The sequence below is a fragment of the Variovorax sp. 01T439_2 genome, assembly GCF_056398445.1.
Window position 1 is genome coordinate 1 of the sequence record NZ_JBFTPJ010001085.1, and the last position, 1810, is coordinate 1810.

Here is a 1810-nt window from a genome sequence, read left to right on the forward strand (position 1 = left end):
CTGCCTTGCTGCCGCTGGTCGCAGCCCTGGTGCTGGCCGGCTGCGCGAGCGTGCCCTCGGGCGTGCCGGAGATCCAGACCACTGCCGAGTTCAAGGAGCAGGGCACCGCCCCGCCCGCGGGCTGGACGCGTGCCGTGCCCTCCGAAGCGCAGGCGCGCGGCGCCTGGTGGCTGGCGTTCAACGATCCGGTGCTCAATGCGCTGGTCGAGAAGGCCGACGTCAGCAACAACAACATCCAGGCCGCGGCGGCGCGGCTGGCCGAGGCCCGCGCGCTGGCGCGCAGCGCCAATGCCGACCGCATGCCGCAGATCGGCCTGGGCGCGGGCGCCAACCGCGGCGSCGGGCTCGACAAGGCCACGGCCAGCACCCGGCCGGCCACCATGACCAACATCGGCGCCACCTTCTCGTACGAGGTCGACCTGTTCGGCCGCCTCTCGGGCGCGAGCAATGCGGCCAAGCTCGACGCACAGAGCCGCGAGGCCCTGCTGCAGAGCACGCGCCTTGCGGTGCAGGCCGAAGTGGCCCAGACCTACCTGCAGCTGCGTGCGCTCGACGCCGAGCGCGCGCTGGTGCGCGAACAGGTCGAGGCCTACCGCGACACGCTGCGCCTCTCGCAGCGCCGGCAGCAGGCCGGCGACATCGCCGAGCTCGACGTGGCGCGCGTGCAGACCGAGGTCTCGTCCACCGAGTCGGACGCGCTCGCGCTCGACCGGCAGCGCGCCCAGGTCGAGCATGCGCTCGCGGTGCTGGTGGGCGACTCGGCCTCGAGCTTCGGCCTGCGCACCGACGACTGGGCCACCGCGCTGCCGTCCGTGCCGCCCGGCGTGCCGGCCACGGTGCTCACGCGCCGCCCCGACGTCTCGGCCGCGCAGAACGCGGTGCTCGCAGCGCAGGCCCGCGTGGGCGTGGCGCAGGCGGCGTGGTTCCCGGACATCTCGCTGACCGGCGCGGCCGGCTATGCATCGCCCGAGATCGGCGACCTGTTCAAGTGGTCGGCCCGCTCGTGGGGCGTGGGTGCGCTGCTCTCGCTGCCGATCTTCGACGGCGGCCGCCGCGAAGCCGGCGTGCAGGGCGCCAACGCCCAGCTCGACGGCGCGCTCGCGAACTACCGCAACCAGGTGCTGGTGGCGTTCCAGGAGGTCGAAGACCAGCTGTCCGCGATCCGCATCCTGCAGGAGCAGTCGGCGGTGCAGGCGCAGGCCGTCACCTCGGCGCAGCGCGCGACCAGCCTGTCGGACACGCGCTACCGCAACGGCTACATCAGCCAGCTCGACCTGCTCGACGCCCGCCGCAGCGAATTGCGCAACCGGCGCCAGGCGCTGCAGGTGAAGTCGGCGCAGTACCAGGCGGCCGTGGGGCTGATCCGCGCCATCGGCGGCGGCTGGGAGGTGCCGGCGGCCACCGCAAAGGCGCCGCCCCAGGACGGGGCAGCCGCGGTACAGACCGCGGCGCGCTGAAAGAAAAACCAAGGGGCGCAAGCCCCTTTTTCTTTGCCTCTTCGCGGCTGCCGCAAGAGGGCTGCGGCGACAACGGACAATAGCCGCATGACAACCCGATGCGTGATGGTTCTCGGCACGACCAGTGGCGCCGGCAAGAGCTGGCTGACCGCCGCGCTGTGCCGCTGGTACGCGCGCCAGGGCCTCCAGGTGGCGCCCTTCAAGGCGCAGAACATGAGCAACAACGCCCGCGTGGTGGGCGGCGGCGAAATCGGCAGCGCGCAGTATTTCCAGGCGCTGGCCGCGCGCGCCGTGCCCGACGTGCGCATGAACCCGCTGCTGCTCAAGCCCGAGCGCGACACGCACAGCCAGGT

At 72.9% G+C, this 1810-nt stretch carries 2 protein-coding genes; both read left to right on the forward strand.

Going from position 1 to position 1810, the window contains the following annotated elements; all coding sequences use genetic code 11:
• On the forward strand, positions 1-1457 hold a 1457-nt coding region (locus AC1DOC_RS32175), incomplete at its 5' end, for an efflux transporter outer membrane subunit (RefSeq protein WP_478131387.1).
• 87 nt (positions 1458-1544) lie between these two features.
• Positions 1545-1810: nucleotide-binding protein (locus AC1DOC_RS32180; RefSeq protein ID WP_478131388.1), on the forward strand; the 266-nt coding region annotated here is incomplete at its 3' end.